The 22,021-nt window shown below is 64.4% G+C and carries 27 protein-coding genes; 20 read left to right on the plus strand and 7 right to left on the minus strand.

Annotated features, from left to right (window positions below; translation table 11 throughout):
- Positions 1 to 7 precede the first annotated feature (7 nt).
- The 6 genes from B4400_RS14100 (at position 8) to B4400_RS14125 (ending at position 4,405) form a co-directional block, all read left to right on the plus strand.
- Complete coding sequence (locus B4400_RS14100) at positions 8 to 946, plus strand: hypothetical protein (protein ID WP_078310936.1); 939 nt, start codon at positions 8 to 10, stop codon at positions 944 to 946.
- Positions 947 to 966: 20 nt separating this feature from the next.
- Complete coding sequence (locus B4400_RS14105; protein WP_078311134.1) at positions 967 to 1,176, plus strand: hypothetical protein; 210 nt, start codon at positions 967 to 969, stop codon at positions 1,174 to 1,176.
- Between the two features lie 48 nt (positions 1,177 to 1,224).
- On the plus strand, positions 1,225 to 1,782 hold the full coding sequence (locus tag B4400_RS14110) for a methylated-DNA--[protein]-cysteine S-methyltransferase (protein WP_078310937.1): 558 nt from the start codon (positions 1,225 to 1,227) through the stop codon (positions 1,780 to 1,782).
- A 67-nt stretch (positions 1,783 to 1,849) separates the two neighbouring features.
- On the plus strand, positions 1,850 to 2,332 hold the full coding sequence (locus tag B4400_RS14115) for a DUF4126 domain-containing protein (protein WP_078310938.1): 483 nt from the start codon (positions 1,850 to 1,852) through the stop codon (positions 2,330 to 2,332).
- Positions 2,329 to 3,705, plus strand: coding sequence for an FAD-containing oxidoreductase (locus B4400_RS14120; RefSeq protein ID WP_078310939.1), 1,377 nt, complete (start codon positions 2,329 to 2,331; stop codon positions 3,703 to 3,705). The genes B4400_RS14115 and B4400_RS14120 overlap by 4 nt, the downstream gene beginning before the upstream one ends.
- 34 nt (positions 3,706 to 3,739) lie before the next feature.
- On the plus strand, positions 3,740 to 4,405 hold the full coding sequence (locus B4400_RS14125; protein WP_078310940.1) for a VOC family protein: 666 nt from the start codon (positions 3,740 to 3,742) through the stop codon (positions 4,403 to 4,405).
- A gap of 10 nt (positions 4,406 to 4,415) precedes the next feature.
- On the opposite strand, the gene B4400_RS14130 is transcribed toward B4400_RS14125, so the two are convergent.
- Positions 4,416 to 5,246 carry an LLM class F420-dependent oxidoreductase gene (locus B4400_RS14130; RefSeq protein ID WP_078310941.1) on the minus strand — a complete coding sequence of 277 codons (831 nt, stop codon included), beginning with the start codon at positions 5,244 to 5,246 and terminating at the stop codon, positions 4,416 to 4,418.
- Between the two features lie 56 nt (positions 5,247 to 5,302).
- Between B4400_RS14130 and B4400_RS14135 the strand changes: the two genes are divergently transcribed.
- The 3 genes from B4400_RS14135 to B4400_RS14145 are packed head-to-tail and all read left to right on the plus strand — an operon-like array spanning position 5,303 to position 7,139.
- A complete protein-coding gene (locus B4400_RS14135) occupies positions 5,303 to 5,689 on the plus strand; it encodes a RidA family protein (RefSeq protein WP_078310942.1) in 387 nt (128 codons plus the stop codon).
- A 50-nt stretch (positions 5,690 to 5,739) separates the two neighbouring features.
- Positions 5,740 to 6,480, plus strand: coding sequence for a FadR/GntR family transcriptional regulator (locus B4400_RS14140; RefSeq protein WP_078310943.1), 741 nt, complete (start codon positions 5,740 to 5,742; stop codon positions 6,478 to 6,480).
- Positions 6,477 to 7,139: a sterol desaturase family protein gene (locus tag B4400_RS14145; protein ID WP_078310944.1), complete on the plus strand. Its 663-nt coding sequence runs from the start codon at positions 6,477 to 6,479 to the stop codon at positions 7,137 to 7,139. Before B4400_RS14140 ends, B4400_RS14145 begins: the two co-directional genes overlap by 4 nt.
- A 163-nt stretch (positions 7,140 to 7,302) precedes the next feature.
- Here the strand turns inward: B4400_RS14145 and B4400_RS14150 are convergent, their stop codons facing one another.
- The 3 genes from B4400_RS14150 to B4400_RS14160 all read right to left on the minus strand — a co-directional run bounded on the left by B4400_RS14150 (position 7,303) and on the right by B4400_RS14160 (position 9,051).
- A complete protein-coding gene (locus B4400_RS14150; protein WP_078310945.1) occupies positions 7,303 to 7,731 on the minus strand; it encodes an SCO6045 C-terminal-like domain-containing protein in 429 nt (142 codons plus the stop codon).
- Entirely contained in the window at positions 7,724 to 8,620 is an 897-nt protein-coding gene (locus tag B4400_RS14155) for a multinuclear nonheme iron-dependent oxidase (protein WP_078310946.1), read from the minus strand. The genes B4400_RS14150 and B4400_RS14155 overlap by 8 nt, the downstream gene beginning before the upstream one ends.
- A 62-nt stretch (positions 8,621 to 8,682) precedes the next feature.
- A complete protein-coding gene (locus B4400_RS14160) occupies positions 8,683 to 9,051 on the minus strand; it encodes a DUF952 domain-containing protein (RefSeq protein WP_502688402.1) in 369 nt (122 codons plus the stop codon).
- Positions 9,052 to 9,220: 169 nt separating this feature from the next.
- On the opposite strand from B4400_RS14160, the gene B4400_RS14165 reads away from it, so the two are divergent.
- Entirely contained in the window at positions 9,221 to 9,415 is a 195-nt protein-coding gene (locus tag B4400_RS14165; RefSeq protein ID WP_078310948.1) for a DUF7455 domain-containing protein, read from the plus strand.
- Positions 9,416 to 9,477: 62 nt separating this feature from the next.
- Positions 9,478 to 10,452 (plus strand): YihY/virulence factor BrkB family protein, encoded by a 975-nt coding sequence (locus B4400_RS14170; protein WP_078311135.1) that lies wholly within the window; start codon positions 9,478 to 9,480, stop codon positions 10,450 to 10,452.
- Here the strand turns inward: B4400_RS14170 and B4400_RS14175 are convergent.
- Positions 10,449 to 10,685: a DUF3039 domain-containing protein gene (locus B4400_RS14175; RefSeq protein ID WP_078304143.1), complete on the minus strand. Its 237-nt coding sequence runs from the start codon at positions 10,683 to 10,685 to the stop codon at positions 10,449 to 10,451. The genes B4400_RS14170 and B4400_RS14175 overlap by 4 nt on opposite strands.
- A 25-nt stretch (positions 10,686 to 10,710) precedes the next feature.
- On the opposite strand from B4400_RS14175, the gene B4400_RS14180 reads away from it, so the two are divergent.
- The 3 genes from B4400_RS14180 to B4400_RS14190 all read left to right on the plus strand — a co-directional run bounded on the left by B4400_RS14180 (position 10,711) and on the right by B4400_RS14190 (position 13,010).
- Positions 10,711 to 11,103, plus strand: a complete 393-nt coding sequence (locus B4400_RS14180; protein ID WP_078310949.1) for a DUF3099 domain-containing protein — start codon at positions 10,711 to 10,713, stop codon at positions 11,101 to 11,103.
- A gap of 147 nt (positions 11,104 to 11,250) precedes the next feature.
- A complete protein-coding gene (locus B4400_RS14185; protein ID WP_078310950.1) occupies positions 11,251 to 12,222 on the plus strand; it encodes a sigma-70 family RNA polymerase sigma factor in 972 nt (323 codons plus the stop codon).
- A 101-nt stretch (positions 12,223 to 12,323) separates the two neighbouring features.
- Entirely contained in the window at positions 12,324 to 13,010 is a 687-nt protein-coding gene (locus tag B4400_RS14190) for an iron-dependent transcriptional repressor DtxR (protein WP_070923741.1), read from the plus strand.
- Between the two features lie 14 nt (positions 13,011 to 13,024).
- On the opposite strand, the gene B4400_RS14195 is transcribed toward B4400_RS14190, so the two are convergent.
- Positions 13,025 to 14,065 carry a DUF4192 domain-containing protein gene (locus tag B4400_RS14195; RefSeq protein ID WP_078310951.1) on the minus strand — a complete coding sequence of 347 codons (1,041 nt, stop codon included), beginning with the start codon at positions 14,063 to 14,065 and terminating at the stop codon, positions 13,025 to 13,027.
- 303 nt (positions 14,066 to 14,368) lie between these two features.
- On the opposite strand from B4400_RS14195, the gene B4400_RS14200 reads away from it, so the two are divergent.
- On the plus strand, positions 14,369 to 15,556 hold the full coding sequence (locus B4400_RS14200) for an N-acetyltransferase DgcN family protein (protein ID WP_139360255.1): 1,188 nt from the start codon (positions 14,369 to 14,371) through the stop codon (positions 15,554 to 15,556).
- Positions 15,553 to 16,686: an alanine/ornithine racemase family PLP-dependent enzyme gene (locus B4400_RS14205; RefSeq protein ID WP_078310953.1), complete on the plus strand. Its 1,134-nt coding sequence runs from the start codon at positions 15,553 to 15,555 to the stop codon at positions 16,684 to 16,686. Before B4400_RS14200 ends, B4400_RS14205 begins: the two co-directional genes overlap by 4 nt.
- Here B4400_RS14205 and B4400_RS14210 read toward each other — a convergent pair whose 3' ends face one another.
- On the minus strand, positions 16,687 to 17,421 hold the full coding sequence (locus tag B4400_RS14210; RefSeq protein ID WP_078310954.1) for a hypothetical protein: 735 nt from the start codon (positions 17,419 to 17,421) through the stop codon (positions 16,687 to 16,689).
- A gap of 123 nt (positions 17,422 to 17,544) precedes the next feature.
- Here B4400_RS14210 and sthA point away from each other — a divergent pair, with 123 nt between their 5' ends.
- The 4 genes from sthA (at position 17,545) to B4400_RS14230 (ending at position 22,019) form a co-directional block, all read left to right on the plus strand.
- Positions 17,545 to 18,993 (plus strand): Si-specific NAD(P)(+) transhydrogenase, encoded by a 1,449-nt coding sequence (gene sthA, locus B4400_RS14215; RefSeq protein WP_078310955.1) that lies wholly within the window; start codon positions 17,545 to 17,547, stop codon positions 18,991 to 18,993.
- 146 nt (positions 18,994 to 19,139) lie between these two features.
- Entirely contained in the window at positions 19,140 to 20,123 is a 984-nt protein-coding gene (locus B4400_RS14220; protein WP_078310956.1) for a proteasome assembly chaperone family protein, read from the plus strand.
- Between the two features lie 156 nt (positions 20,124 to 20,279).
- A complete protein-coding gene (locus tag B4400_RS14225) occupies positions 20,280 to 21,251 on the plus strand; it encodes an alpha/beta fold hydrolase (protein ID WP_502688403.1) in 972 nt (323 codons plus the stop codon).
- 84 nt (positions 21,252 to 21,335) lie between these two features.
- Positions 21,336 to 22,019, plus strand: coding sequence for a PhzF family phenazine biosynthesis protein (locus B4400_RS14230; RefSeq protein ID WP_078310958.1), 684 nt, complete (start codon positions 21,336 to 21,338; stop codon positions 22,017 to 22,019).
- Positions 22,020 to 22,021 lie beyond the last annotated feature (2 nt).

Below are 22,021 nucleotides of genomic sequence, written 5' to 3' on the forward strand. Positions count from 1 at the left end.
ACACACCATGACCGCAACACTCGACACCGAGGTCACCGCGCCTCCTCCCCTGGACGGTGAAGTAGCCGATCGACGCAGCAAGTTCCGCAAACTGACCACCGAGACTGCCAAGGATCCGTACGCAGAACGAGCCTTCCTCGCATCGAAGCTGGCTGTGCTGCAATCACATCCGAAGCTCTCAGCGGCCACCCGCCGCGAGGCTGAGGCAACGCTGGCCGAGGCCGCGGGGGTGGCGGACATCGCCGAACTCGCCGCCGGAATAACCCCGCCTCCAGGCGGAGTCGGCTACGGCATGTTCTACACGAACAGCTTTCGCACCCGCTTCGCGCGCGGCACCTCGTTCTACTACGAGATCGTCTGCCCACATCAGCCCGGCGGGAACGTGGCCGACTACCTGTACCTGACCGCCACCAACCGAGCACAAAAGGGTGTCGAGGCGTTCGTGTCGTACCACGCGCAGGACATCGCCCGATTCAAGGTCTTCGACTGGGCGCGCTCAGATCACTGGCAGACCGACATCCCGTTCGCGAATCTGACGTCGTACCTGCGCAGCACCTCGTCACACGGCTGGGGCCTGCAGACACTGCTCGTGTGGAATCAGTCCTTCGAAATCGCGCCGAACCGGTGGCGCAACGAAGTACTGCTCCACAACCGTGCGGCGAACCGTTGGGATCTCGTGTACCGCTTCGACTATCAGTCCACTACCGCCGAACAGACCTCCGGTTGGGTCGGCAGCTGGGGACCGATCGTCGAGACATTCCAGAACAGCTACACGAACACCCGCTGGCTTGGATTCCTCAACACCATGCTGGTCGGCCGCGATGCCGCCGGCAACTGGGGACAATGGGCGCTGCTGCGTGCGGCCGACTCGACCATACGCAATGACGGACATGGTTTCTCACCACTGTTCCTGGACCCGAATTACTCTTTCGTGGTCAAGAGTTGACCGGTCAGGAGCAGCCGATCATGAGTGATAACGGATCGCCTCCCCCTCCCGGTACCGGCCCCATCGCCGATCGGCGCCAGGAGTTCGAAGAACTCAGCCGCCGGCACCGGGAAGGGGCGGATGACCGCGCGTTCATCGAGCACAAGATCGAGATCGTCGCCAGCGATCCCGATCTCACCGCAGAGGAGAAGGCCGCCGCGATCGCCGAACTGCGGCGTGCGCTGGAATGACGTTCGCGACACCCCACGGCCGGATCCACCGGCAGCAGCAACCTGTCGGTGGGTCCGGCCATACTGGGCAGTGTGAGCACTGTCGGCCACTGCTTCTTCGACACCGCCATCGGCACCTGCGCCATCGCGTGGAGTGACAACGGCATCGTCGCCTTGCAGCTGCCCGAGCACGATGATGCGGCCACCCTGGCCAGGATCCGACGTCCTGCGGGAAGCGAACAGGTACCGCCTCCCTTCGTCGCCGAAGCGATCGACGGCCTGACGCGCGTCCTTGCCGGCAAGGACGACGATCTGCGGTGGGTTCAACTGGATCTGGACGGCATCACCGATTTCGATCGCGAGGTGTACGCCGTAACCAGGGCCATCGGGCCCGGCACGACCCGCAGCTACGGTGAGGTGGCAGCAGCCGTCGGCGCGCCGGGCGCCGCGCAAGCCGTCGGACAGTCGTTGGGCCGCAATCCGATTCCACTGCTCGTCCCCTGCCACCGCGTGCTGGCCGCCGATCACAGCCTGCATGGCTTCTCCGCCTACGGTGGCGTCGTCACCAAGCGCGAACTGCTCAGGCTCGAACACACCCCCGGTTTCGACGACCCCACGCTGTTCTGACGCGAAAGACACAGCGCGGGTCTACGCTCTAGCGCATCAAGATTCGGCCACCGCATCGGGAGAACTCATGACCGGTTTGTATGTAGCTGCACTTCTCATCGGAATCGTCGCGGGTCTGCGCGCGATGACTCCGCTTGCCGTGTTGAGTTGGGCGGCCTTCGCCAAATGCCTTCTAGTGGAAGGTACCTGGGCATCATTTTTGGCCAGTCTGATCGTCGCCATCATCACCACGGTGCTGGCCGTGGGCGAGATCGTCAACGACAAACTGCCCAAGACACCGAGCCGTAAGGCGCCACCCGCGTTCGCGGCACGCGTGGTGCTCGGCGCCTTCTACGGGGCGGTGTTCGGCACTCTGGCCGGCGGGACCTCCCCCGGACTCATCATCGGCCTTCTACTCGGCGCGGTGGGTGCGGTGATCGGCACGCTCGGCGGGGCATGGGCGCGGGGCAAGCTGGCAGGGGCCTTCGGTAAGGATCTGCCCGCGGCGCTCACCGAGGACGTCGTCACCGTCGCGGCGGCCGTGGCGATCACCCTGGTGCTCGCCACGTGAGCACCAACTTTGACGCCGTCGTCGTGGGCGCCGGCCAGGCCGGTCCCTCCCTGGCCGCCCGATTGCGCGGTGCGGGGATGACGGTGGCCATCGTGGAGCGACATCTGTTCGGCGGCACCTGCGTCAACACCGGCTGTCGCCCCACCAAGGCGCTGGTCGCCAGCGCGCACGCCGCCCATATGGCACGCGATGCGGCCCGGTGGGGAGTCGTCCTCGACGGCTCGGTGAGCATGGATATGGCTCGCGTACGGGAACGCAAGGATTCGGTGATCCTCCCGTCGCGCAACGGTGGCCAGAAATGGCTCAAGGACCTTGGCTGCACGATCTACCACGAGCACGCACGCTTCATATCTCCCACGGAGCTCGCCGTGGGAGACGAGATCATCTCTGCCGAGAGAATTTTCCTGAACGTCGGTGGCCGGGCCGTGGTTCCGGATTGGCCCGGCGTCGACGACGTTCCGCTGCTCACCAATAGCTCACTCATCGAGTACGACGAGATCCCAGAACATCTCATCGTCATCGGCGGCAGTTATGTCGGACTGGAATTCGCCCAGATCTACCGCCGGTTCGGCAGCAAGGTAACGGTGGTTCATCGTGGACCACGGCTCGTCGAACGCGAGGACCCCGACGCCTCGGCGATCATTCAGGAAGTCCTGGAGCGTGAGGGAATCTCCTTCCGCCTCAACGCCTCCTGTATCAGCCTGTCCCGCGGACAGGACGGGGTCGGCGTTGGCGTCGACTGCACACACGGTGCGCCCGAGGTCACCGGCTCGCACGTACTCGTCGCCGTAGGGCGCCGTCCGAACACCGACGATTTAGGTCTGGAGCACGCCGGCGTGATCACCGACGACCGCGGGTACATCACGGTCGACGATCAGCTACGCACCAACGTGCCGGGCATCTGGGCCCTGGGCGACTGCAATGGTCGCGGAGCCTTCACCCACACCTCGTACAACGACTTCGAGATCGTCGCCGCGAACTTGCTCGATGACGATCCACGACGGGTTACCGACAGGCTGCCCTGCTACGCCCTGTACACCGATCCGCCGCTGGGCCGGGTCGGTATGACCGAGACGCAGGCGCGCGCTTCGGGACACTCCGTACTGGTCGGCCGCAAACCGATGAGCCAGGTTGGCCGCGCCATCGAAAAGGGCGAAACCGATGGCTACATGCAGGTTCTGGTCGATGCCGACACCGATCTCATTCTGGGAGCGACCATTCTCGGGGTGGGCGGCGACGAAGTCGTGCACTGCCTGCTCGACACGATGCAGTACGGCGTGCCCGCGCGACAACTTCAGCGCACCGTGCACATCCATCCCACCGTGGCGGAGTTCTTGCCCACCGTCTTGGGTGAGCTCCAGCCGCTCGTTTGACCTCAAGCGCACGTGAGCTTCTAGCATCCGGGCTATGAAGATTCACGACGTGCGGATCACTGCTACCGACGTGTCCGGCGCTGCTCGGTTCTATTCCGAAACTCTTGATCTACCAGTGCAACTGGATCACGACCGGGCGACGGTTCATATCGGGGACAGCACGCTCACGTTGGTCCCGGGCCCCGCGTATCACGGTGCGCATCACATCGCCTTCACCATTCCCACGGGAAGTCTCGCAGCGGCCAAGGAGTGGCTGTCGCAGCGCGTCACGCTGCAAACCGATGGTCAATGGCACGATGAGTTCGACTGCGCTCCCCATTGGCAGGCCCGCAGCATCTACTTCACCGGTCCCGACAACGCCGTCCTGGAGCTCATCGAACGCAACATCCTCGACAACCGCATCGATCACCGCTTCGGCATCGGCGACATCCGTTCTCTCAGCGAGGTCGGCTTCGGGGTATCCGACGTGCTGGAGACCCAAAGGCTCCTGCGCGACACGCTGGGCCTGCTGCCGTTCGGTGAGCCCACGCCGGGGTTCGGTCCCGTGGGCGATCACGACGGACTATTGATCCTGGTGCCCTCGGACATCACATGGCGCCCGGAGAATCGGATCCCACCACCGGCCGCACCCACCGTGGTGACGGCCGATGTATCCACCGCGGTGAAGATCGGCGAGTACTACCTGATTCAGCCGCGATGATCCACGCGCGTTAGGAGCGCGAGTCCCGCCAGGCCAGCGGCGCGTCCAGCACCGACAGGTCGTAATCGTTGTCGGCATCAATCCCCACGGTGAACAACCTCGCGCCCACCTCGGTGTAGGCGTCCGCTTCGGCCGCCGTCAATCCCCGCTCGGGATCAAGCCCCCAACTGGTTGAGCGCTCGATTTCGTTGTGGTCGCGGCCGATTCGTTCGGTCTCGGCGATGAGGATGTCATTTTTGCGCCGGTAGGTGTCGATATCGGCGAACGCATGCCAGATATGGGCATGCCGGGCCACTAACGGAATGGTGCGCTTCTCTCCCCCACCACCGATCAGGATCGGTATCGGGCGCACGGGCGCCGGCAGCAACTGAGCCAACCGGTTCTCGATCCGAACCAGGCTGTCTTCGAATAGATCGAATCGCGAACCCGTCGTACCGAACTCGTATCCGTATGTGGTGTAGTCCCTTTCATACCACCCGGCACCCACGCCCAGGATCAGCCTGCCATCGCTGATGTGGTCGACGGTTCGGGCCATATCGGCCAGCAGATCGGGGTTCCGATAACCCACGCCCGTGACAAGCAGTCCGATCTCGGCCCGCGAAGTGACTTCGGCCCACGATCCCAGGGCGGTCCAGGCCTCGAAATTGTTGACATCGGGCTGCACCTCGTCGAGCACCACTCCCTCACTGCTCAGGGTGCCGGCCGGCCAATGGAAGTGGTCGTAGCCGAAGATGACGTCCACTCCCTTGTCCTCGGCGCGGAGCACGGCATCTCGCCACTGCTTGTAGTTCTGCGCCTTGGCGGGCCGCAGCTGGATTCCGATACGAATGCGTCCTGTCACATCGCAGTCCAATTAATCGATCGCCGCAGGTATTCCCCGCCGCCTACGCTGCTGCCATGGAACGCCTGAATATCTCGTCGGACGGCGAATGGGAAGCAGCGGTCGGCTACTCGCGCGCGGTGCGGGTCGGCGGTCACGTCGCCGTCGCCGGAACCACGGCAGCACGCCAGGGCCGAGCACCTGTCGGCGACGACGACATCGCCGAACAGACCCGCGAGGCGCTGCGCCGGATCGAGTCAGCACTTAGCCAGGCAGGGGCCTCGTTGCGTGATGTCATACGAACCCGCATCTTCGTCACGGATATCGGGCGGTGGCGCGAGGTCGGTTTTGCCCACGGCGAGTTTTTTGGCGACATCCGCCCGGCCGCCACCATGGTCGAGGTGTCCGCACTCATCGACCCCGCGCTGCTGGTGGAGATCGAGGTCGACGCCATCATAGAATAAATTGGTCAGACCACTAGACCTCCTACCAATCCCGGTGCTACCGTGACGGCATGGCACTGCAGCCGATCGCCCGTCAGTCGATACCCGACGAGATATTCAGTCAGCTCGCGGCGCAGGTCCTGACCGGTGACCGCACGCCCGGCGACACCCTGCCCAGTGAGCGAGCCCTCGCCGAAGCCCTCGGGGTGTCCCGCACGGCGGTCCGCGAAGCGTTGGGCCGCCTGGAGCGCTCGGGTCTGATTCACATCCGCCAGGGCGGGTCGACGGTGATCCGGGATTACCGCAGCGAGGCCGGTTTCGACGTGCTGCCACTACTGCTCGCCTATGGCGGAGACGTGGACCGCCGCACATTGGCCAGCGTCATCGAGGCCAGGGCCATCATCGGCCCACAGGTGGCCAGGCTCGCCGCACAGCGTGGCCACACAAGCCCTGGTGTCGCCGATCGGCTCCACATCATGGCCGGGGATCTCGAGTCCGAAGGTGATCCGCTGCAGAGGATGTGGCGTGCGCTCGGCTTCTGGGAGTTGGTTATCGACACTGCCGACTCGATTGCCTTCCGGCTGGTGTTCAACACCATGCGCGACTCATATGTCCGGGCCCTGGATGTGCTCGTCAACGTCATGTCCGCTGAAGTTGGAGACATCGGCCACTACCGCGCCCTCGCCTACGCCATCGCCGCGCAAGATCCGGACGCCGCACAAGAGGCGGCTGCGGCCATGCTTGCCTTGGGCACCAAGGCCTTTGACAAACTCCTGCGGGAAATCACGGACGAATCGGAGAATCAGCAATGACCCGTGCCACACGTAAGTCGATGACCCTGCGCGATGCACTTGTCGAATTCGTCAAACACCCCACCCCGTGGATGCTTCTCGCATGGTCCGCCGTGCTCCTGGGTGCCCGAATCTCGGTGGGCGGCTGGACCATCGCCGATGCCATCACGCCCATAGCGCTCGTGGCCATCTCCCCTGTCGCCGAATGGCTGATCCATGTCGGGATCCTGCATTGGCGACCGCGCTCGGTGGGGCCGGTGAAAATCGACTCGCGGCTAGCCCGCGATCACCGCCTGCATCATCAGGATCCGCGGGATATCCCGCTGGTGTTCATCCCGTGGCCAAGTCTGGTCGTGGTAATTATCGGATTGACCCTGGCCGCGTTGTTCGCCTTCCCGCGCACCGGACTTGGGCTCACCTTCGCGGTCACGGTGGCATTGTTCCTGGTGTTCTACGAGTGGACGCACTACCTCGTCCACACCGATTACAAACCGCGTCATGCGATCTATCGGGCGGTCTGGCGAAACCACCGGTTCCACCATTTCAAGAATGAGAACTACTGGTTCACTGTGACCAGTTCGGGGACCGCTGACCGTCTCCTAGGAACCTATCCGGATCCACAACAGGTGCCGTCGTCACCTACGGTCCGAAATCTGCACGCGCCCAGCATAACTGGCTAGTCTGGGCCGCCCAGCCCACAGCTGGCGCCCGAATAGCCATCCTGTTGATGATCCGGCGCACCATCCTGATTACGCGGTCTGCTGCCCGAATTGGTTGCCACAAAAAAGCCCAACCCAACAACAAGCAGGACAGTCACCGTCGCTATGACGATGACTGCGGTCATCACGCCTCAGCCCGCTCCGGCCGTAATGCGAAGTAGCGCAGCTTCTTTCCGAATGCGATCTGAAGCTCACGACGACCGCCGCGGCGGACCAGAGCGATGCGGCGAAGCCCCTCGGCCACCTCGCGATCCATCATCCAGTCGCGCAAACGAGGCAGCTCATAGGCGTACTGGCGGAATTCCTTGGCGTCGCACTGCACGCAGCACCGCATGGAGTGCAACAGCGCGTACTGCTCAAACTCATACTCCCAGTTGGGCGTTTCCCCGAGCCACGGCACCGCCTTGGCCATATCGAAACGCCGCTTGACCCGCAGTTGCGCACCCGCGGCCAGTGCCGTGTACTCGTCGAATCCCGACGGGGCATTACCGGCAAGCAGGTCCGAGAGCACCGACAACTGGCGGCGCCGCAGAACCTCGCGGTTGTCAAGCATGCACAACACCCGCCTTGATCGCCTGTCGGACCACGGAAAGGTCGGCGCTCACACTGGCCTCGTCGATCGATCCGTCACGCTCGATCAGCACGCCCAGAGCGCGCCCGGAGGTGAGCACCACGAGCTCGGTCAGCAGATCAGCCACCGGATCGATGATGGTGTCGGAGTGGGTGTCCCAGTACAGGTCGCCCTCGAACCGGCCACCCGCGATGTGCACGTACGCGACGCGCTCGACGGGGAAACGGCGTAGTAGCGCGAGGGGGTCGGTGCGCGAAGCCACCGCCGTCGCGTACAGGTTGGCGACATCGAGCACCAGCCAGCAGCCGGTGCGCCGAGAGAGCTCACGCAGATAGTCGGGCTCGCTGAGTTCATTTTCGGGCCACTGCAGGGTGGTGGCCACGTTCTCCAGCGCCAAGGGCACCCCGAGGTCATCCTGAACCCGGGACACGTTGTCCACCAGGACATCCAAAGCCAACGTGGTGCGCGGCGGAGCCACCAGGTGACCCGCCTCGAGCACGCCACTGTGCCGCCCGTTCTCAAAGCCGGCCCGCACAAACGCCACGTGCTCGCTGACCATCGGCGCGTTGAGCTCCGCGGCCAGAGCGGCCAGGTGCTTGACGCGCTTGGCGTCGGGCAGATCGGCCCCGGCGAGACCCAGAGAAACGCCATGCGGCACGACTACGGTGCCCGCCTCACGAAGGCGCATCAGTTCGACGGGCAGTTCTCCAGGGCGGAAGTTCTCGGCGACGATCTCAGTGAAGGCAACGCTGAGGGCGTCGTCGGTGACGGCACCCTGATTGAACATGGCAGCAAGCTCGGGACGCCATGAGGCACCGACCGCGGGCTCGTCGGCCAGCACGGTCGTAAGCGGGTGATTTGAAGAGGCCACCGCGGTTACCCCCTTATCTCAAGACCGACGAGTTAAGCCAGTCTAGCTACCACGTTGATAGCTTAGGAAGTGCTAGGTGCCAGCGGGTTAAAAAAGCCATCCGGTCCCGGCCGGAAACTCGCCACAGAAGTAACTGCGGCGATCGGCAGCGGTCCGTACAAGTGAGGGAACAGCATCGATTCAGGGTCGCTGGGCACGCCTGGTTCCCAACGTACCGGAGAGTCAAGCAGATTCGGGGCAACAGACAATACGACCAGATCACACCTTCCGCGATACAAGCGGTTGGCCGGAAGGTGAACCTGGTGCGGCGCGGAAAGATGAATGAATCCCGTTTCGGCCAGTGACGTGGGCCGATGCTCGCCCTGTTCACGTGCTAACGTCCACTCCTCGACCGAACAGATGTGAACAAGTTCGGCTTCGTTCGGTGCCATCGACTGCATCACACCAGCCTGCCTCACCCTGTAACAGCCCGGACGTGAGGCGCGACACACCGGACACACATGGGGAACAACCGAAACCCCCCAAACGTCTGACAAAGTACATACATAGGCGCCGAGCGGTTCACCGGACCGCAAAGCTCAGGAGAGATACGGAGGAGCCATGTACGCAACTCTGACCAGTCCAGAGCTGACGAAGGCTGACCGCTGCGATCGTTGCGGAGCGGCTGCCCGGGTCCGCGCCACACTCCCGTCCGGGGCCGAGCTGCTTTTTTGCCAGCATCACGCCAATGAGCACTCAGAGAAGCTGAGCGCCATGTCGGCAGTGCTGTACATCAGCGCTCCCGTCGAGGGTTAGTCGCCGCGGTTTCACCCCCGGTAACGACCGCTGACCATCCCATCAGGAATGCTGGTGTGGCCATGAGTGAGAAGCCGCGCCATGTCTCGATAGGTCGAGACGTCTTGCACGTGATGCGTCGCACCGCCGTAAAGAGTTGGGACGACTCGATTTTCGCGCAGTCAGCCCAAGCCGCTTTTTGGCAGGTGTTATCGCTACCACCGCTGCTGTTGGGCATCCTGGGGAGCTTGACGTTCGTTGGGCCGCTGTTCGGACCGGACACGCTGCCCGAGATCCAAGAGCGACTCCTGCGGGTGGCCAACAGCGTTTTCAGCAAGAGCGTGGTCGCCGAGATCATCGAGCCCACAATCATCGACATCATGCGTGACGGGCGTGGTGAGGTGGTGTCCATCGGATTCGTCATCTCGCTATGGGCAGGCTCCTCGGCGATATCGAGCTTTGTGGACTCCGTCGTCGAGGCACACGATCAGACACCGCTGCGACACCCCGTTCGTCAGCGGTTCTTTGCGCTGGGCCTATACGTCGCGGCGCTGGCGATGGCGGTGGTGACATTGCCGGTGATCGCCCTCGGACCGAAACGGATCGCCGAGGTCGTACCCGACTCGTGGAACGCGCTGTTGCGGTATGGCTACTTCCCACTGCTGGGTATCGCGCTGGTCGCCCTGGTGACGCTGCTATACCGGGTATCCCTACCCAAACCGCTTCCATCGCACCGTTTGTTGATCGGTGCGCTGTTGGCGGTGACGTTCTTTGTGATCGCCAGCCTGGGGCTGCGGTTCTACCTGAACTGGATCACGCAGACCGGATACACCTACGGCGCCTTGGCCACCCCCATCGCGTTCCTGCTGTTCGCGTTCATGCTCGGATTCGCGATCGTGCTGGGCGCCGAACTCAACGCCGCTATCGAGGAACACTGGCCGGCCGGGGCCACACACGCCCGTCAGCTGCGGGAATGGCTGAGCCCACAAAATGGCCAGAATGGTGCCGAGAGCGGCTCTGACGAGGCGACTCCGGACAGCACCGCCGAAGGCCGCTAGTCGCCCTTCTTCATCATTTCGTAGATGCGCTTGCAGTCCGGGCACACCGGAGAGCCAGGCTTGGCCGACCGCGTAACCGGGAAAACCTCACCGCACAGGGCGACCACATGGTTTCCCATGACGGCGCTCTCCACGATCTTGTCTTTCTTGACGTAGTGGAAGACCTTCGGAGTATCACTGTCGGTGCTCTCGTCGACGGTGGTGTCCGGACGCTCGATCGTCTGCGTGTCCATCCCTACATTGTGACATTGTGGAGATATGAGAAAAGAGCTGTCGTTCGATGACGACGGCCATCCGGTACTCATCACAGCGGCCGCGGTCTCGGTCGAAGAACAGCACCGCGCCCGGGTACGCCGCTATTTGTCACTGATGGCGTTCCGGATACCGGCCCTGCTGGGCGCCGCCTGGGCCTACAGCGTGTGGCACAACGGGTGGATCTCGCTGGCCATCCTGGCCGCCTCGATCCCGCTGCCATGGATGGCGGTGCTCATCGCGAACGACCGTCCTGCCCGCAAGGCCGAGGAGCCACGCCGATACGGGCCTCAGGAACATCGCCACTCGCTGTTTCCCACCGCTGAGCGCAGAGCGATTGATCCCGCTCCTCCGCCGCAACCGCGCACCCCGCCAGAAGGGTCAGCTGACCCGTCTTAGGGACAGCTATGTCAATTCTCAGGACATTCTCAGCTGCCGACGGCGAATCCGCAGGTCAGTGACGGCGCCGTTTGGGAACCTCAGGAACTTTCTGGGCCAACCAAGCGTTGCAACACATGAGACCTACGGATCAACTAGGAGGCAGCGATGGCAAACGCCACCACCCGTCCGGCTCGTACCATCGAGTCCGAGGATCTGGACGCCCAGAGTCCAGCCGCGGACCTTGTACGGGTGTACTTGAACGGCATCGGCAAGACTGCGCTGCTGACAGCGGAGGACGAAGTCGAGCTCGCCAAACGGATCGAGGCGGGGTTGTACGCCCAGCACCTTCTGGACACCAAGAAACGCTTGGGCGAAGCCCGCAAGAAGGACCTGGCTGTCATCGTGCGTGAGGGCAGCGCGGCACGCAGCCACCTGCTGGAGGCCAACCTGCGCCTGGTCGTTTCGCTCGCCAAGCGCTACACCGGTCGCGGTATGCCGCTACTCGACCTCATCCAGGAGGGCAACCTGGGCTTGATCCGCGCCATGGAGAAGTTCGATTACGCCAAGGGATTCAAGTTCTCGACATACGCCACCTGGTGGATTCGTCAGGCCATCACCCGTGGCATGGCTGATCAGAGCCGAACCATCCGCCTCCCCGTGCACCTCGTGGAGCAGGTGAACAAGCTGGCTCGCATCAAGCGCGAACTACACCAGCGACTCGGCCGTGAGGCCAGCGACGAGGAATTGTCGGAGGAGTCCGGCATTCCCGTGGAGAAGATCGGGGATCTGCTGGACCACAGCAGGGATCCGGTGAGCCTGGACATGCCGGTCGGCACCGACGAGGAAGCACCCCTGGGTGACTTCATCGAGGACACCGAGGCGATGTCCGCCGAGAACGCCGTGATCGCCGAGCTGCTGCACTCGGATGTGCGCAGCGTGCTGGGCACTCTCGACGAACGCGAGCAGCAGGTCATCCGGCTCCGGTATGGACTCGATGACGGCCAGGCCCGCACGCTGGATCAGATCGGCAAGCTGTTCGGGCTGTCTCGCGAGCGGGTGCGTCAGATCGAGCGTGAGGTCATGACGAAACTGCGCCACGGCGATCGCGCGGAGCGCCTGCGTTCGTACGCGAGCTAGTTGACCTACTACCCTGCCCTCGGGGCGCTGCGTTCTGGAAGCGCAGCGCCCCGATTTGCGTTGTAGATCGGTAGACTGAGCACGACCGTAAGGGGCGAGTAGTGAACGATCTTGTCGATACGACAGAAATGTATCTGCGGACGATCTACGACCTTGAAGAAGAGGGCGTCGTGCCGCTGCGGGCGCGCATCGCCGAAAGGCTTGAGCAGAGCGGCCCGACTGTCAGTCAGACCGTGGCGCGGATGGAGCGCGACGGTCTGTTGAACGTCGCCGGTGACCGCCACCTCGAACTCACCGATAAGGGCCGCGCACTCGCGGTTTCGGTGATGCGCAAGCACCGGCTGGCCGAGTGCCTGCTGGTCGACATCATCGGGTTGCCCTGGGAGGACGTACACGCCGAGGCGTGCCGCTGGGAGCACGTCATGAGCGAGGATGTCGAGCGCCGACTGCTCACGGTGCTCAACAACCCGACCACCTCACCGTTCGGCAACCCCATTCCCGGCCTGTCCGAACTGGGTGTTGCCCCCGACCGGTCCGAGAATGCCAGCGCGGTGCGGCTCACCGAGATTGCCGGGGGCTCGCAGGTTGCCGTGGTGGTGCGCCGCCTGGCCGAGCACGTCCAGGCCGATACCGATCTGCTCACGCGTCTCAAGGACGCCGGCATCGTGCCCAATGCGCGCGTCACCGTGGAGTCCTCCCCCGAAGGCGTCATCATCGTCATTCCCGGTCACGAAAGTGTCGAGTTGCCGCATGAGATGGCCCATGCCGTGATGGTCGAGAAGGTCTAGCACTCTCGCCCGGATCACTGGATGTTCCTGGGCGGCAAGCTGATCTGTAATTCATGGGCGAGCCGGAAGCCGGTGTCGGCCAGGGTGCGAATCTCATCGGGGCGCATACCCGCACGCAGCGCAGATGTCAGCAGCTGCCCCAGACGATGGCCCGGTTCGACCGTGAGCGCCGTCTCCAAAGCGACACCCGCTAGCGGGCCGTCGCCGCGCACGTAAGCGCTGAAGCCAAACAAGACCAAGGCTTCGGCACGCCATGGGGCGGGCAGCAGTCGGCTCAGCGCCAACCACAGCCGCTCCACATCATCGGCCAGCACGCCGACAGCCAAGGCACACACCGTGTCTCGGACGCGTACGACCGTCAACGAGCGAGCGATGCCCAGCAGCTCACGGTTGGACAGTGGACGGAATTCTGCCGTCCGGCACGCCGCCCGCATCACTCGATTCACGGCGCGCCGGTCCGCCACGGCGTCGTCAGCCTGCCCCCGCACCCCCCGCCGCAAGGAAGTGGCCAGCGCGCTGGTGCGGTGAGTGTCGGTGGGAGCGATCAGCGCCACGAGGTCCCCTCGGCGGCGATGCACGGTCCTGCCCGCCAGTACCGCGGCCGCGGTCAGCGGTGAGCAGTCCGGGTCGTCGACGGGCCCGCCGGCACCACATCCGTCGTAGCAGCGCCACCATCCCTGCGGAGATACCCGGTCCACCGTGTGGCCGGCGATCAACGAAATACCTTGATGTTCAAGATGTCTGGCCAGCCGACGGATGATGTCGCCGGACTCCCGTTCATCCAGGTCCGCACTGATGACCACCGCGATCACCGCGTCGGCCGGCCCGGAACTCAACACCTCGGCCAATGTCTCGAGCGCCGCGTTATCGGGGTCGTCCAGGTCGTCCAGATCCCTGCGCAGTGCCGCCTCGACCAGCCCCTTGGCGAGCGTGACGGCGACGAGGGAGTCTTCGGGAATGAACCCCAGCATTGCCGGCAGTGCCGCGATCAGGGCGGAGGGCCGGTTCAATCGAAAGTCGGGGCGACCGGGGGTCCCGGGAATCAGTGATGTCATGCCCGCACCGTGACAACGAGGACCGTCATCGCGCCGACGGCGACCTCACGTTGTGACAGCGCGTGCGGGGATCTGTGGATACCACCGCAATTGTGGACAACACGCCCATCGCCACCGCGCGTCCCTGAAAAGCCAGGTGATGGCCGGGCTCTGAGACGCCGGAAGCAGGACAGTCATCGCCGATCGGGTATCATTAACATGTCGGTAATCTTGCCGACCCTCAGGGCAGACCACTCGCTGGACGTTGGGCTCACCGCCCCGCCTCGATCCCGTCGCCTTCTCTGAGACTTCTCAGAGGATCCCATGTCTTCACTCTCAAGCGGTACTCCCTTTCTCGATGCGTCCGAGCGGAGCGAAGGAACCCGTCCGGCAGCTCCCTTCCCGATGCCTGTTGGTTCCACCGCGATCGTCTACTGCGAGGGCCAATTCGGCGAGCAGGACGGCAAGACCGCCAACGGCCTGGTCCGGCACTCGGAGAAGTACGAGATCCTCAGCGTCATCGACAGCCTCCGGGCCGGAGTAGATGCCGGGAAATTCCTCGACGGCACCGCGAACGGCATCCCGGTGCTGGCGTCGCTGGCACAGTCCATCGCTCACGCCGGCCGCGTACCCGACTACCTGATTTGCGGGCTGGCGCCTGCCGACGGCCTACTGTCGAATGAGCAGCGGCTCGTACTGCTCGACGGCATCGCCCGCGGGATGCACATCATCAACGGCCTGCACGAGTTCCTCAACGACGACGCCGAGTTCGTGGCGGCAGCCGTCATCGCGGGCGTCACCATCACCGATGTACGCCAACCGAAGGCCAAGCGCGACCTGCACCTGTTCTCCGGCCGGATCTTCGACGTCACCTGCCCCAGGATCGCGATCCTGGGTACGGACGGAGCCATCGGTAAACGCACCACCGCCACGTTGCTGGTCCAGGCGCTCAATGCGCGCGGCATCAAGGCGGTCATGGTCGGCACCGGCCAGACCACCTTGATCCAGGGCGGGAAGTACGGCGTCGCGCTGGACGCGCTGGTCCCCCAGTTCTGTTCGGGCGAGGTCGAGCACCAAGTCGTCGCCGCGTTCGAAGGTGAGGACCCCGACGTGATCGTGGTCGAGGGTCAGGGCGCACTCAGCCACCCCGCCTACATCACGTCGGCTCATATCCTGCGCGGCAGCCGCCCGGCCGGCGTGATCGTGCAGCACGCGCCAAAGCGCAAGGTGCTCGGCGACTTCCCGATGGTGCAGATGCCCACCGCGGCCAGCGAGGTCGCACTGATCGAGGCGTTCGCCGACACCCGCGTCATCGGGGTCACGATCAACCACGAGGAAATGACCGATGACGAGCTGAATGACGCTATCTCCGAACACCATTCGGAGCTCGGCCTCCCGGTCACCGACCCGCTGACACGCCCCTCGTCGGATCTGGTCGACATGGTGCTGGCGGCCTTCCCCGTGCTCGCGGCGAAGCTCGCAGGGAGAGCCGACACGACAACCCCGGTGTGACGCTTCGGCTCGAGACCGATCTCGACAAGGTCGAGCAGAACACGCGGATCCTGGTCGACCGGCTTGCCCGGGCGGGCATCCGGGTCACCGGCATCACCAAAGCCGTGTTGGGGTCGCCGGGCATCGGCGCGGCGATGCTGCGCGGCGGCGCTTACGGCCTCGGCGATTCCCGGATACCGAACCTCGCTCGGCTCGCCGATCTCGACCGATTACCGCTGCGCACGCTGATCCGCTCACCCATGCTCAGCCAGGTAGCACGGATCGTTGACGTCGCCGATATCAGTCTGAACACCGAGGCCGTCGTGCTGGCAGCGCTCGATCAGGCCGCGTCCCAACAGAAACGACTGCACGCCGTCGTGCTCATGGTCGAGCTGGGTGACCTGCGCGAGGGCATCGCGGTGGACGACACCGCCGAGGCCGTGCGGGCCGTTCTCGGGCACAGCTCACTGCGGCTCGCCGGGCTCGGCGCCAACCTCGCGTGCCAGAACGGTGTCGTGCCCGATGACCGGAACATGGGCATCCTCACCGGGCTCGCGGACGACATCGAGTCACTGCACGGGATCTCGCTCGAGGTCGTCTCAGGTGGCAACTCGGCGAACCTGAGCTGGGCGCTGCACACCCACGACGTCGGCCGGATCGACGAACTCCGGCTCGGCGAAGCCATCCTTCTCGGCGTCGACCCGCTGTATCGGACACCGATCCCCGGCCTACACACGGACACCTTCGTCTTGAGCGCCGAGGTCATCGAGGTCGCGATGAAACCGGCTCAACCCTGGGGAGATCGTGCTCAGGCAGCCTTCGGCGCGGCGCCGGTCCGCACGGGTAACTCGACTGTGCACCAAGCAATCCTGGCCCTCGGCCGTCAGGACGTGGACCCGGACGGCCTGCGGCCGCCTGAGGGCATCACGATCCTCGGGATGAGCAGCGACCACCTGGTGGTCGACCTCGGCGATCACTCCGTCACGGTCGGCGACGAGATTGACTTCGGTGTCGGCTACGGCGCGCTCGTGCGGGCGATGACGTCGCCCTTCGTCGCCAAGATCGAGCACCGCGGCCGTTCCCTCGCGACCGGGGTGACCCAGGGGCCAGCGCCGATCCAGGGCGGATACGGGCGCATCGCCAGTCGCTGATCAGCGGAAGTTGTCGTGCACCTTGAGTACAGCGGCGGTGAAGGCCTGATCCAGGAGCACCGCGTCGGGCTCGGTGCCCTGAAAAGTCATGTAGGTGGCCTGGATTCGAATATCGGCGATCTGCGCGATAAGCGACAAGGTCGTTTGTGTGCCGCTACCCGTCGCGGCGGGTGCCACCGTTTGATTGACCGCAACCGAATCATCGGCGTTGATGGGTGGAGCCACTGCCTGAGAAGCCGTTACCGTGCTCGGGATCTGATCCGGACCGGTGAAGGCAAACGAGGTGCAGCGCTCCAGCTGAGTCTTGTAGGTGGCCAGTGGCCGCGGCACACGAAACACCGCCACCGTGATGGTCGAATTGTCGGAGTCGTTGGTGCCCACCGCCACCGCCGCATCCTGCGGCCCGGCCGGGAGGGGTTCGGGTGCGCAGGTACTCGGGGCGACCGTCGCCGCGTCGGGAACACCCCGAATATCGCGGAGAGCGTGTCCGGCCGCAGCGGGGTCGAGCGTGGTGGCGGGATACTGGTGCGGGAAATCCGCCGGGGCCAGCAGCAGCGGGCCCACGGGGCCCGTCGGCGCCTGAAGGGCCGTTGTGGTGGTAGTCAGCGGGGACTGCGCACCACCCGATGCCTCGACGGCCGATCCGTCGATCGCCCGTGTGCAGGCGGGCGCCGTCACGGCGCAGCATCCAGCCACAACCATCGTCGCTACCAGCCGCGATGCCGCCACAGTCACATGCTGCCATCGGCACACCCGGGGCCCGAGGAGGCGCGCGCGAGATTCGGCAGGGACAACTGTTCATGTGACCGTGACGCGCACGGCATGCGCGATTCGGGGAATCGGCGTATGAGTACAACCATGACCAACGGTCTTCGCCCCCGCGGCTCCTCCGTGGCCGACACCCCCACCTACGACCTCGTCGTCATCGGCTCCGGCCCCGGGGGCCAGAAGGCCGCCATCGCCGCGGCCAAGCTGGGTAAATCGGTCGCGGTGATCGAGCGTGACAACATGCTCGGCGGTGTCTGCACCAACACTGGCACCATCCCGTCCAAGACGTTGCGCGAGGCCGTGCTCTACCTGACCGGCATGAATCAGCGCGAGCTGTACGGCGCGAGCTATCGGGTGAAGGCCAATATCACCCCCGAGGACCTGCTGGCCCGCACTGAGCACGTCATCCGCAAGGAGATCGAGGTCGTCCGCGCCCAGCTGCTGCGCAACCGCATCGATTTGATCACCGGCATCGGGCGGTTCGCCGATGAGCACACCGTCATCGTGGAGGAACCTTCCCGCGGCGAGCGCACCACCCTGCACGCTCACTACGTCGTCATCGCCACCGGCACGAAACCCGCCCGACCGTCGGGTGTGGCCTTCGACGAGCGACGAGTCCTCGACTCGGACGGCATCCTGGACCTGCGCTTCATCCCGGGATCGATGGTCGTGGTCGGTGCGGGCGTCATCGGAATCGAGTACGCCTCGATGTTCGCCGCCCTGGGCACCAAGGTGACCGTGGTGGAGAAACGCGACACGATGCTCGACTTCTGCGATCCCGAAGTCGTTGAGGCCCTTCGCTTTCACCTGCGGGACTTGGCAGTGACGTTCCGCTTCGGCGAGGAGGTCACCACCGTCGACGTCAATGACACCGGCACCATGACCACATTGGCCAGCGGCAAGCAGATCCCCGCCGATACCGTGATGTACTCCGCGGGGCGGCAGGGTCAGACCGATCAGCTCGACCTCGCCCAGGCGGGGCTCGAGGCCGACAACCGCGGCCGGATCTGGGTCGACGCGAATTTTCAGACCAAGGTCGATCACATCTATGCGGTGGGCGATGTGATCGGTTTCCCGGCGCTGGCAGCCACCTCGATGGACCAGGGCCGCCTGGCGGCGTACCACGCGTTCGGCGAACCTTCCAAGGGCATGACCGATCTGCAGCCTATCGGCATCTACTCGATCCCCGAGGTGTCCTATGTGGGCGCCACCGAGGTTGAACTCACCAAGAACGCGATTCCTTACGAGGTGGGCGTCTCGCGTTACCGCGAGCTGGCGCGCGGCCAGATCGCCGGGGATTCCTACGGCATGCTCAAGCTGCTGGTGTCCACCGAGGATCTCAAGCTGCTCGGGGTGCACATCTTCGGCTCCGATGCCACCGACCTGGTCCACATCGGACAGGCCGTCATGGGCTGCGGCGGCACCGTCGAGTACCTGGTCGACGCGGTTTTCAACTACCCCACATTCTCCGAGGCGTACAAAGTCGCCGCGCTCGATGTGATGAACAAGATTCGCGCACTCAACCAGTTCAAAGCCTGAGGGATTTCGCGTTGGGCGAATACCGCACACCCTCCTGAGGAAACAGGAATTCGCATCCCGCCTGGGCCGTTGAGGCAGTAGGTACATTCGCCGTTTGCCTGCCGGTAAGGGACACTGGTGGGACGAGGGCGCGAAGGGAGGCGAACATGGCAAGCAGTAGTGACGGACAGCAGCAGCCGTACAGACCGGATCAGAGCGGCATGTACGAGTTGGAATTCCCGGGGCCCCAGCTGGCATCTGCCGATGGGCGCGGCCCTGTTCTGGTGCACGCGTTGCAGGGGTTCTCCGACTCCGGGCACGCCGTGAAGCTGGCCGCGGCACATCTGCGCGACACACTGCAGAGCGAGCTGGTGGCGTCGTTCGCCATCGACGATCTGCTGGACTACCGATCGCGTCGGCCGGTGATGACGTTCAAGAGCGATCACTTCACCGAGTACGCCACCCCTGAGCTCAACCTGTACGCACTCAAGGACACCAAGGGCACGCCGTTCCTGTTGCTGGCCGGCCTAGAACCAGATCTGAAGTGGGAGCGGTTCGTCACCGCGATCCGGCTGTTGGCCGAGCAACTCGGTGTGCGCAAGACCATCGGCCTGGGCGCCATTCCGATGGCGGTTCCGCACACTCGCCCCATCACGCTTACCGCTCATGGCAACGACCGCAAGACACTTGATGAGCATCCCGGCTGGATCGATGAGGTTCAGGTGCCGGGCAGTGCATCGAACTTGTTGGAATTCCGGCTGGCCCAGCATGGTCACGATGTCATCGGCTTCGCCGTCCACGTCCCGCATTACCTGGCGCAGACCGACTACCCGGAGGCATCACAACGCCTGCTGGAAGAAGTGGCCAGGACCGGCGAGCTGGATCTTCCGCTGCAGCAGCTCACCGAGGCCGCCGGCAAGGTGCGCAACCAGATCAACGAGCAGGTAGAAGGCAGCGAGGAAGTGGCTCAGGTGGTCCACGCGCTGGAACGCCAGTACGACGCCTTTGTTTCCGCACAGGAGAACCGCTCGTTGCTGGCACGAGACGAGGAGTTGCCGAGCGGCGACGAGCTGGCCGGAGAATTCGAGAGATTCCTCGCCGAACAGGCCAAGTTCGGTGAGGATCCGTCCCCCGACGGCCCGATTCTCTAGTCCGGTTATGCGCTCGCCGCGCCAAATTTGCCGCGACGGGTGAAAATACTCCACATGAATCCACCACCGAGGCTCCTGCGTCCGGTGCCGGATACCGAGCACGCCGACGGTGACGACACGGTACAACCCGCTAGCAATACGACCACGCAACCTCGGATGGCGTTCCGCACCATCCACGGTTACCGCCGCGCCTTCAGGATTGCGGGATCGGGACCTGCGCTGTTGCTGATCCACGGGATCGGCGACAACTCGGCCACCTGGGACAGCGTGCACGCGCAGCTCGCTGAGCATTTCACGGTGATCGCCCCGGACCTGCTGGGCCACGGACAGTCCGACAAACCACGCGCCGACTACTCGGTGGCGGCCTACGCCAACGGGATGCGGGACCTGCTGGCGGTATTGGACATCGACAAGGTCACCGTCGTCGGGCATTCGCTGGGCGGCGGCGTCGCGATGCAATTCACCTACCAGTTCCCCCATCTGGTCGAGCGGCTCATTCTGGTCTCGCCAGGCGGGGTGACCAAGGACGTCAACATCGTATTGCGTTGCGCGTCATTGCCCTTCGTCGGAGACGCGCTGGGGCTGCTGAGGCTACCGCTGGCGATGCCCATGATCCGGCTCGGCGGAGCGGTGGCCCGCGCGACGCTGGGGCGAGCCGGTATGGCCCGCGACATCCCCGATGTTCTGCGGGTTCTCGCTGATCTGCCCGAACCTCGGGCCTCGGCCGCCTTCACCCGGACTCTGCGCGCCGTGGTTGACTGGCGCGGCCAGGTGGTGACCATGCTGGACCGATGTTATTTGACCGAATCTGTTCCTGTGCAGCTTATTTGGGGTAGCGATGATCTGGTGATCCCCGTTAGCCATGGCCATCTGGCGCACGCCGCGATGCCCGGGGCGACATTGGAAATCTTCGACCGCTCCGGACATTTCCCGTTCCATGACGACCCCGAGCGATTCATCGCCGTCGTTCGCCAATTCATCGCCTCCACTGAGCCCGCTCAATACGACGAGGATGAATTGCGCCGATTGTTGCGCACTGGCGTCACCGAAGGCACGATCAGCGGGGCCGCGCGCACCCGGATGGCAGTGCTCGACGCCATGGGCACAGACGAGCGCAGCGCCACTTAGCCACGAGAGCTCAAGCGCTACCAGAGGTTTGCACAATTCGTGGGTACCTGAGTGCACAGCGCGCGGGAGACGTAGAGTCGAAGAATGAGCGTCGATGTCGCGGTTGTGCGCGTATTCACCGACCAGACAGGCAACTTCGGAAATCCCCTGGGGATCGTCAATGGCGCTGACGTCGCCGCGGCGGACCGCCAGGAAATCGCTACCCGGTTGGGTTTCAGCGAAACGGTTTTCGTCGATCTTCCTGCCGAAGGGTCCAACACCGCACATCTGCGGATCTTCACCCCGGCAGCCGAACTGCCCTTCGCCGGACATCCGACGGTGGGATTGGCGTGGTGGCTGCGCGAGCGCGGAACACCGGTCAACACCTTGCAAGTTCCCGCGGGTGTGCTCCAGGTCAACTATGACGACCGCACGTGGATCCGAGCCCGGTCCGAATGGGCCCCGGAAACCGATTTTCACGAGCTGGACTCCCCCGGCGATGTGGATGCCGCCGACCCCGCCGACTATGCGGACGAACTGCTGCATTGCGTGTGGTCGTGGCAGGACCGCGACGCGAGTTTGGTGCGATCACGGGTGTTCGCCTTCGACCTGGGCGTCAACGAGGATGAGGCGACCGGATCTGTCGCGGCGCGGATGACCGATCTATTAAGCCGCGACCTGATCGTCAACCAGGGCAAGGGGTCGCAGATTCTCACGCAGTGGAGCCCAGAAGGCTGGGTGACGATCGGTGGCCATGTCGTCGCCGATCAATCGTTGGTATTGAACTAACA

The sequence above is a fragment of the Mycobacterium sp. D16Q13 genome (assembly GCF_002013375.1).
In the GTDB taxonomy this organism is placed as follows: domain Bacteria; phylum Actinomycetota; class Actinomycetes; order Mycobacteriales; family Mycobacteriaceae; genus Mycobacterium.

Excerpts from the sequence above, each read along its gene's own strand:
- B4400_RS14100 (WP_078310936.1), top strand. The coding sequence starts at position 8 with ATGACCGCAACACTCGACACCGAGGTCACCGCGCCTCCTCCCCTGGAC.
- B4400_RS14105 (WP_078311134.1), top strand. The coding sequence starts at position 967 with ATGAGTGATAACGGATCGCCTCCCCCTCCCGGTACCGGCCCCATCGCC.
- B4400_RS14115 (WP_078310938.1), top strand. The coding sequence starts at position 1,850 with ATGACCGGTTTGTATGTAGCTGCACTTCTCATCGGAATCGTCGCGGGT.
- B4400_RS14125 (WP_078310940.1), top strand. The coding sequence starts at position 3,740 with ATGAAGATTCACGACGTGCGGATCACTGCTACCGACGTGTCCGGCGCT.
- B4400_RS14135 (WP_078310942.1), top strand. The coding sequence starts at position 5,303 with ATGGAACGCCTGAATATCTCGTCGGACGGCGAATGGGAAGCAGCGGTC.
- B4400_RS14140 (WP_078310943.1), top strand. The coding sequence starts at position 5,740 with ATGGCACTGCAGCCGATCGCCCGTCAGTCGATACCCGACGAGATATTC.
- B4400_RS14145 (WP_078310944.1), top strand. The coding sequence starts at position 6,477 with ATGACCCGTGCCACACGTAAGTCGATGACCCTGCGCGATGCACTTGTC.
- B4400_RS14150 (WP_078310945.1), bottom strand. The coding sequence starts at position 7,731 with ATGCTTGACAACCGCGAGGTTCTGCGGCGCCGCCAGTTGTCGGTGCTC.
- B4400_RS14160 (WP_502688402.1), bottom strand. The coding sequence starts at position 9,051 with ATGGCACCGAACGAAGCCGAACTTGTTCACATCTGTTCGGTCGAGGAG.
- B4400_RS14165 (WP_078310948.1), top strand. The coding sequence starts at position 9,221 with ATGTACGCAACTCTGACCAGTCCAGAGCTGACGAAGGCTGACCGCTGC.
- B4400_RS14170 (WP_078311135.1), top strand. The coding sequence starts at position 9,478 with ATGAGTGAGAAGCCGCGCCATGTCTCGATAGGTCGAGACGTCTTGCAC.
- B4400_RS14175 (WP_078304143.1), bottom strand. The coding sequence starts at position 10,685 with ATGGACACGCAGACGATCGAGCGTCCGGACACCACCGTCGACGAGAGC.
- B4400_RS14180 (WP_078310949.1), top strand. The coding sequence starts at position 10,711 with ATGAGAAAAGAGCTGTCGTTCGATGACGACGGCCATCCGGTACTCATC.
- B4400_RS14185 (WP_078310950.1), top strand. The coding sequence starts at position 11,251 with ATGGCAAACGCCACCACCCGTCCGGCTCGTACCATCGAGTCCGAGGAT.
- B4400_RS14195 (WP_078310951.1), bottom strand. The coding sequence starts at position 14,065 with ATGACATCACTGATTCCCGGGACCCCCGGTCGCCCCGACTTTCGATTG.
- B4400_RS14200 (WP_139360255.1), top strand. The coding sequence starts at position 14,369 with ATGTCTTCACTCTCAAGCGGTACTCCCTTTCTCGATGCGTCCGAGCGG.
- sthA (WP_078310955.1), top strand. The coding sequence starts at position 17,545 with ATGACCAACGGTCTTCGCCCCCGCGGCTCCTCCGTGGCCGACACCCCC.
- B4400_RS14220 (WP_078310956.1), top strand. The coding sequence starts at position 19,140 with ATGGCAAGCAGTAGTGACGGACAGCAGCAGCCGTACAGACCGGATCAG.
- B4400_RS14225 (WP_502688403.1), top strand. The coding sequence starts at position 20,280 with ATGGCGTTCCGCACCATCCACGGTTACCGCCGCGCCTTCAGGATTGCG.
- B4400_RS14230 (WP_078310958.1), top strand. The coding sequence starts at position 21,336 with ATGAGCGTCGATGTCGCGGTTGTGCGCGTATTCACCGACCAGACAGGC.